The organism is Kordia sp. (assembly GCF_045105435.1).
GTDB lineage: Bacteria > Bacteroidota > Bacteroidia > Flavobacteriales > Flavobacteriaceae > Kordia.
The window spans coordinates 1-7,740 of sequence record NZ_JBGCDL010000141.1 but is presented as its reverse complement, the minus strand read 5'-3'; the positions used below and the strand labels follow the sequence as shown (position 1 = coordinate 7,740).

At 34.8% G+C, this 7,740-nt stretch carries 7 protein-coding genes; 3 read left to right on the top strand and 4 right to left on the bottom strand.

Translation table 11 applies throughout. The features are described 5' to 3' along the window. Nucleotides 1-63 precede the first annotated feature (63 nt). Nucleotides 64-570, bottom strand: coding sequence for a thiol peroxidase (gene tpx / locus AB8B65_RS07465; protein ID WP_405300255.1), 507 nt, complete (start codon nt 568-570; stop codon nt 64-66). Nucleotides 571-778: 208 nt separating this feature from the next. On the opposite strand from tpx, the gene katG reads away from it, so the two are divergent. After that, nucleotides 779-2,953, top strand: a complete 2,175-nt coding sequence (gene katG / locus AB8B65_RS07460; RefSeq protein WP_405300254.1) for a catalase/peroxidase HPI — start codon at nt 779-781, stop codon at nt 2,951-2,953. Nucleotides 2,954-3,337: 384 nt separating this feature from the next. On the opposite strand, the gene AB8B65_RS07455 is transcribed toward katG, so the two are convergent. Genes AB8B65_RS07455 through AB8B65_RS07445 form a run of 3 tightly spaced genes read right to left on the bottom strand, consistent with a single transcriptional unit; the run spans nt 3,338 to nt 4,608 of the window. Continuing rightward, nucleotides 3,338-3,595, bottom strand: coding sequence for a DUF6952 family protein (locus tag AB8B65_RS07455; RefSeq protein ID WP_405300253.1), 258 nt, complete (start codon nt 3,593-3,595; stop codon nt 3,338-3,340). Between the two features lie 52 nt (nt 3,596-3,647). After that, entirely contained in the window at nt 3,648-3,956 is a 309-nt protein-coding gene (locus AB8B65_RS07450; RefSeq protein ID WP_405300252.1) for a thioredoxin family protein, read from the bottom strand. A 10-nt stretch (nt 3,957-3,966) separates the two neighbouring features. Further along, a complete protein-coding gene (locus AB8B65_RS07445; protein WP_405300251.1) occupies nt 3,967-4,608 on the bottom strand; it encodes a peroxiredoxin in 642 nt (213 codons plus the stop codon). A gap of 351 nt (nt 4,609-4,959) precedes the next feature. On the opposite strand from AB8B65_RS07445, the gene AB8B65_RS07440 reads away from it, so the two are divergent. Further along, nucleotides 4,960-6,927 (top strand): tetratricopeptide repeat protein, encoded by a 1,968-nt coding sequence (locus AB8B65_RS07440; RefSeq protein WP_405300250.1) that lies wholly within the window; start codon nt 4,960-4,962, stop codon nt 6,925-6,927. Beyond that, a complete protein-coding gene (locus tag AB8B65_RS07435) occupies nt 6,899-7,588 on the top strand; it encodes a response regulator (RefSeq protein ID WP_405300249.1) in 690 nt (229 codons plus the stop codon). Before AB8B65_RS07440 ends, AB8B65_RS07435 begins: the two co-directional genes overlap by 29 nt. Nucleotides 7,589-7,740: the final 152 nt, after the last annotated feature.

Genomic DNA, 7,740 nt, shown 5'->3' with positions numbered 1-7,740 from the left:
GTAATGAGCAGATATGCGCCTTTAAACGCATATCCGACTCCTTTTATTCTTCCTTTAATGAATTTAATCATCTAATAATGCTTCCAAAGCAGCTTTATAATTAGGTTCGTCTACAATTTCTGCAACTTGTTCTGCATGTTTTACCGTTCCGTTCTCGTCAATCACAACGACAGCACGTGAATGTAATGTTTCCAATGGTCCATCAACGAAATTTAAACCATAATCTTTTCCAAAACTTCCGTTTTTGTAATCAGAAAGGTTTACAACATTCTCTAAACCTTCTGCACCACAAAAACGTGCTTGTGCAAACGGTAAATCGTGCGAAACACAAATTACTTTTGTATTGTCTAATTCGCCAGCCTCTTTGTTAAACGTTCTAACAGAAGTTGCACATGTTCCCGTATCAATACTAGGAAAAATATTTAAAACTACTTTTGAGCCTTTATAATCAGCTAATGTTTTTGTAGATAAGTCACTTGCAGTTAATGCAAAATCAGGAGCTTTTGCCCCAACTTCTGGTAAGCTTCCAGAAGTATGAAATTCGTTTCCTTGTAAGGTTACTGTTGCCATGGTTGTTTTGTTTTTATAAGCTCTAAAAATAGCTATTTTCTATTCCAAAAATCGTAAATAATCGTTAATTTTTTAAGAACTTATATATAGTAAAAATCTATCATAAAATAAAAACAATCAATTTGTTTTATTAGTATTGTGGATATTATTACCTAATTTTAGAAAACTTAAAAAACACACTATAAATTAATCAAACATCCAAAAAATTATGAGCGACGAAGCTAAGTGTCCATTTGGGCATGGAACTACAAAAAAAATAGCCGGCGGCGGTACTACAAATAGAGATTGGTGGCCAAACGAATTAAAACTAAATATTTTACGTCAACATGCAGGGAAATCAGATCCAATGGGAGACGATTTCGACTATGCAGCAGCATTTAGCAGTATTGATTATGCTGAATTAAAGAAAGATGTAATCAATTTAATGACTGATTCACAAGATTGGTGGCCTGCTGATTATGGACATTACGGAGGTTTTATGATTCGTATGGCTTGGCACAGTGCCGGAACCTATAGAGTAGGAGATGGACGTGGAGGCGCAGGAACAGGAACACATCGTTTTGCACCACTAAATAGTTGGCCAGATAATGGAAATTTAGATAAAGCACGTTTGTTATTGTGGCCTGTAAAGCAAAAATATGGACGTAAAATTTCTTGGGCCGATTTAATGATTCTTGCAGGAAACTGCGCTTTAGAATCTATGGGCTTTAAAACGTTTGGTTTTGCTGGTGGAAGAGAAGATGTTTGGGAACCAGAACAAGATATTTACTGGGGAATGGAAAATGAATGGCTCGGAAATGAACAACGCTACGAAACGGGCGAACTAGAAGATCATTTAGGAGCGGTACACATGGGACTTATTTATGTGAATCCTGAAGGACCAAATGGAGAACCAGATCCGTTAAAATCGGCACATGATATTCGAGTGACGTTTAAGAGAATGGCAATGAATGATGAAGAAACTGTTGCTTTGGTTGCTGGTGGACATACGTTTGGAAAAGCGCATGGAGCTGCCGATCCAGGAGAATATGTTGGTGTTGAACCACACGGAGCTTCTATAGAAGAAATGAGTACTGGATGGAAAAATACTTTTAAATCAGGAGTGTTAAACGATACAATTACAAGTGGAATTGAAGGTCCATGGACGCCAAATCCAATACAATGGGATGCGGATTATTTTGATGTGTTATTGAACTACGATTGGGAATTGACAAAAAGCCCTGCTGGCGCACATCAATGGACTCCAACCGCAGCGTCAAATGCACGAACGGCGCCAACAGCTGGTGATGCAAATGCGCGTCAAGCATTGATGATGACTACGGCAGATATGGCTTTGAAAAAAGATCCTGCGTATTTAAAAATATCTCAGCGTTTCCATGAAGATCATGCTGCCTTTGAAGATGCATTTGCACGCGCATGGTACAAATTAACACACCGTGATATGGGGCCAATAGGCCGTTATTTAGGTCCAGAAGTGCCAAAAGAAGAATTGATTTGGCAAGATCCAATTCCGACAGTAAATTATACATTGAGCGATTCAGATCTTACAGAATTAAGAAAATTAATTTTAGGTTCAGCTTTAACAGTTTCACAATTGGTAAAAACAGCTTGGTCTTCAGCTGCAACATTTAGAGGATCGGACATGCGTGGAGGCGCAAATGGAGCACGTATTCGTTTAGAACCACAAAGAAGTTGGGAAGTAAACAATCCTGTAGAATTAGGGAAAGTATTAAGTGTGCTTGAAGGAATTCAAAATGATTTTAGCGGAACGGTTTCTATGGCAGATTTAATTGTATTTGCTGGAAATGTAGGTGTTGAAGAAGCAGCTAAAAATGCAGGAGTAAGTATTTCTGTTCCTTTTACACAAGGTAGAGGAGACGCTTCACAAGAACAAACAGATATAGAATCATTCAATAATTTAAAACCGCTTGCAGATGGTTTTAGAAATTATATGAAATCTGGTTTAAAAACGGCAGGAGAAGACGCATTGGTAGATAGGGCGAACTTATTGACATTGTCTATTCCAGAAATGACAGTTTTAGTTGGTGGATTGCGTGTGCTTGGCGCGAATTACAACGGATCTAATCACGGCGTATTTACAGATACAGTAGGAAGCTTGACAAATGATTTCTTTGTAAATATATTAGACTTTGCCAATACTTGGAAAGCGACTTCTGATGACGATCAAGTGTTTGAAGGACGCGATAGAAGATCTGGACGAATTAAGTTTATGGGATCACGTGTCGATTTAATTTTCGGATCAAATACAGAATTAAGAGCCATTGCAGAAGTATATGCTTGTGACGATGCTAAAGAAAAGTTTGTACACGACTTTGCAACTGCTTGGACGAAAGTAATGAACTTAGATAGATTTGATGTGTAATTAACATACATTAAATAATGAAAAAAAGAGTGGTCTGAAAAGACTGCTCTTTTTTTGTGAAATATTTTGAAGTACAAACATTAAACTCATGTTAATTGTCTAATTTTAATAATCAATTTGGTCTTTAATTCTTATATTTAAGTTATTAATATTAAAACTAAATTAGTATGTTAGAAAAACTTAAAACACATGAAATTCAAAATTCTCAAATGATTTATGGAGGAGAAATAAAAACAAAAGTGAACACCGAGGTGGAACTTGAGTAAGCTACAAGCCCTTTGGTTTAAGGTTTAGCTTTAGGTTCGTAAGGTTGCAAAGAAGAATGAATTAAATTAAAAAAGGTCACTTCAATTGAAGTGACCTTTTTAGTTTTGTACAATTATATTACTTATCAATAGAACCCATAACACGTTGCATAAAACTATTCAGCGCTTCTTTTCTTGGCATTCCTTCTTTTTCCATTTTATGTACTTCAATAGCGCCGTACATGTTGGAAATTAATTCGCCAATAACATCGAGTTCTTCATCTTTTAACGATGGAACTTCAGTAAGTGCTTCTAACGTGTCAATAGTTTCAATAACATAGTCCTCGTCATTTTCGGCAATAAACTTTGTTAAGTGTTTGATTACAGGTAATTTCATTAAAAAACGTGTTTTTGTTATTTCCGCCAAAGCGGTAATAGTATTCTATTAATTAAGCAACTTCTTCAACGAGTTCTTTTAAAACGTCAAATTTGTTGGTTTGCACTTGATTTACAAATGTGCCATTTTTAAAAGTAGCGAATGTTGGTAAATTGTCTACAGTAGCTAACTGTCTTGATGCTGGAAATTTTTCCGCATCCGCAATTACAAAAGTGATTCCTTCTAACTCACGCGCTAGTTTTTTTACTTTTGGTTTCATAATGCGACAGTTACCGCACCAAGTAGCAGAATATTGTACGACAACTGTATCATTGTTGGCAACCAATTCTTGCAAATTATCTTGATTTAATTCTTGAACCATCTTTTATAATTTATACGTTTGCAGCTAAATATTCAGCAACTCCGTTTCTATCAGCATTCATTGCTTCTTTTCCTTCTTCCCAGTTAGCTGGACAAACTTCTCCTTTTTCTTGAACATGTGTGTATGCATCGATCAAACGGATATATTCGTTTACATTTCTACCTACAGGCATGTGGTTGATTCCTTCATGGAAAACAGTTCCTTCTTCGTCAATTAAATACGTAGCTCTGTATGTTACGTTGTCACCTTCTACTTGTACCGTTCCAGTTTCTTCGTCATATACTTCGTTTGTAATATCTAAAATGCCTAAGATGCTAGATAAGTTACGGTTCGTATCTGCAACTAAAGGATAGGTTACACCTTCAATTCCTCCATTATCTTTTTCAGTGTTTAACCAAGCAAAGTGTACTTCTGGAGTATCACAAGAAGCGCCAATTACAATGGTGTTTCTTTTTTCAAATTCACCTAAAGCAGCTTGAAATGCGTGTAATTCTGTTGGACAAACAAAAGTGAAATCTTTTGGGTACCAGAATAACAATACTTTTTTCTTGTTGTTTACTGCTTCGTCTAAAATGTTTAATTTGAAAGTATCTCCCATTTCGTTCATTGCATCAACGTTCAAGTTTGGGAATTTTTTTCCTACTATAGCCATATTATTATGTGTTTAAATTTGTGTTATTAACGGCTGCAAATATAGATAAGTAGTAAGGAGATTTTACCAAAGAAAATTTGATTTTCCTATCAATCCATAGGAACTACTTATGGTAGGTTTTAAGATGTTGAAACATAGTAAATTGTACGTACTGATTCTTGAAAAAAAATGTTAGTTTGTACAATTAAAAGCTGGTTTTTATAAAAAATACGACAGTTGCCGTATTCTTTAAAAAGTGAAATCGTTAGATATTTGTGGTAAGATGATTTATGTAGGGTTTTTAATCATTTTTTGGAATTGTACTTAAAAGCCTGTACCTTAATTTCCGATTGTCTAACTAATGACGAACCAATGAATACATTCACCAAAAGAATTGTACCAATAATCACGCTATTCCTGTTTTTGCAAGTAACTGCGCAAACCAATCAAGCAATTATTGATAGTATTGGAAAAGTTGCACAAGCAATGGAAAACGACTCTACACGCGTGCAATATTTACATAAGGTATTTTTTAAATACGCGTATTCCAAACCTGAAATTTCCAGGAAACTTTCCGAAATAGCGATTCAAAAAAGTGAAGCAATTAATGATCTTTATTTAAAAACGCGCTCGTTCATTAGAAAAGGAATTTACTACGATATTATTGGTAAAAAAGATAGTTCGCTCATTTTGTATGATAACGCATACGCGATTGCGAAAAAGGAAGCAGACAAAGATGCAATGGCTTCAATATATAATAACAAAGGACTTATTTATTGGGGAAAAGAAGATTATAAAACTGCCATGGATTATTATTTGAGTTCGTATGAAATATTCAAAGATCTCGGACAGCAAAGAGGACAAGCTAATAGTTTGAATAATATAGGTTTGTTGCTTTCTAAACTAAAACGACATAAGGAAGCAAATACCTATCAAAAACGTGGTTTAGCAATTCGAAAAGAAATTAATGATACTTACGGAATTGGTGCTTCGTACAACAATATGGTTATGAATTTTTCAGCATTGAAACAATTGGATTCCTGTGTGTATTATGCGCAAAAATCGATTGTAACTAAAACGAAAGTCAATGATATCAAAGGATTGGCTACGAGTTACAACAGTTTAGGGAAAACCTATCAGCAATTGAAACAGAACGATTCTGCGGTGTATTATTTAAAGAAAGCAGATGAAATTTACCAACGTTTTAACGCACGAAAACATCGAGCTAAGAACATTCAGTTATTGGGCATCGCGTATTACGATCAAGGAAAATACAAAGCTGCTATTGATGCGTATACAATTGCGCTTGAAAATATAGACGATTCGCAAGTGATGATTAAAAGTAAAGCCGTTAAACGAATGGCGAATGCGTACAGAGAATTGGGCGATCATCAAAATGCATCTTTGTACTATCAAGAAACGATCAAATTGCAGGATACCATTCAAAAAAACAAAGAAACCATTGCAACGAATGCGATTTTTGAAAAATATCAATCTGCCGAAAAAGAGAAAGAAATATTAGTGCAACGTGCCGAAATTGCTGAGAAAAACGCAAGTATCTCTCAAAAAAACACCACTATTTACGGAATGATAGCAGGCGTTTTGGTACTACTAGCGTTGGGTTATTTAGTGTACAATCAGCAAAAGCTGAAAAATAAACAATTACAGAAGGAAAATGAATTGAAAGATGCCTTACTAAAAGTAGAAACGCAGAATAAGTTGCACGAACAGCGTTTAAAGATTTCGCGCGATTTGCATGATAATATTGGTTCGCAATTAACCTTTATTATTTCGTCTATTGATAATTTAAAATATGGATTAAAAGACGCAAACCCAGCTTTTTTAGAGCGTTTGTCAAACATTAATTTCTTTACACGAAATACCATCAATCAGTTGCGAGATACGATTTGGGCAATGAATAAAGACGCTATCCATTTTGAAGATTTGGAATTGCGCATGATGAATCATATCGGGCAAGCCAAAGTATTAACCGGAGCTGAAATTGAATTTACAAATGAAGTTCCAGAAACAACTACGTTTTCATCACTAGTTGGGATTAATATTTTTAGAATCATGCAAGAAGCAATTAACAATGCGATAAAACATGCAGACGCTAAGGAAATTACTGTTCATTTAAAAGAAACAAGCGAACAGTATGTATTGTCTATTGTTGATAATGGAAATGGATTTGATACTACAGAAGAAATAGAAGGAAACGGACTGGAGAATATGCAACTTCGTGCAGAAGAAATATATGGGAAATTGAATGTTATTTCTCAGAAAGATACGGGAACTACTGTAAAATTGACAATTGATAAAACGGTTACAAAAACCATCTAACGGAACGAATATGAATTACAAAATTGCTATTGCAGAAGATAATACTTTTTTAGCCAATGCTTTAATTGAAAAACTATCATTCTTTGCGGAAGATTTGCAGTATATATTTCGTGCCCGTGATGGGAAAGAAATCGTTGAAAAGATTGAAAAGAATCAAGAAATCGATTTGATTCTAATGGACATAAAAATGCCAAATAGAAATGGTATTGAAGCGACGCAAATCATAAAAAAACGTTTTCCAGCCATCAAAATCGTAATGATTACCGTATTTGATGACGATGACAATATTTTACAATCCATTCAATCGGGCGCAAATGGTTATTTATTAAAAGAAGCTACGGCAGACGAATTACACAAAGGAATTCTGGATGTAATGAACGGTGGCGCAACCATGACACCAAGTATTGCCATGAAAACATTAAAAATATTGCAAACGGTAAAAGTTCCGCAATATGTTGAAAACTCAGATATACAACTCAGCAAGCGCGAAAAAGAAGTCTTAGAACAATTGAGCAAAGGTTTTGGGTATCAAGTAATCGCAGAAAAGCTATTTATTGCACCTTCCACCATTCGGAAACATATTGAAAATATATACAGAAAACTTCAAGTGCATAACAAAATAGAAGCTGTTGAAAAAGCACGCAAACACCGATTGCTATAAACTATAAAAGGTTGTTTAAAAAAGTGTTTGTAAACGTCATTCTGAACGAATATTGAGCGAAGTCGAAATGTGATTCAGAATCTCATTGTATTAGTTTTCAATGATTATGAGAAACCGAATCAATACTGAATCAAGTTCAGCACATGGTTTAG

Bases quoted from the DNA above. Each gene is read 5' to 3' on its own strand.
- tpx (WP_405300255.1), bottom strand. From the start codon at position 570: ATGGCAACAGTAACCTTACAAGGAAACGAATTTCATACTTCTGGAAGC.
- katG (WP_405300254.1), top strand. From the start codon at position 779: ATGAGCGACGAAGCTAAGTGTCCATTTGGGCATGGAACTACAAAAAAA.
- AB8B65_RS07455 (WP_405300253.1), bottom strand. From the start codon at position 3,595: ATGAAATTACCTGTAATCAAACACTTAACAAAGTTTATTGCCGAAAAT.
- AB8B65_RS07450 (WP_405300252.1), bottom strand. From the start codon at position 3,956: ATGGTTCAAGAATTAAATCAAGATAATTTGCAAGAATTGGTTGCCAAC.
- AB8B65_RS07445 (WP_405300251.1), bottom strand. From the start codon at position 4,608: ATGGCTATAGTAGGAAAAAAATTCCCAAACTTGAACGTTGATGCAATG.
- AB8B65_RS07440 (WP_405300250.1), top strand. From the start codon at position 4,960: ATGAATACATTCACCAAAAGAATTGTACCAATAATCACGCTATTCCTG.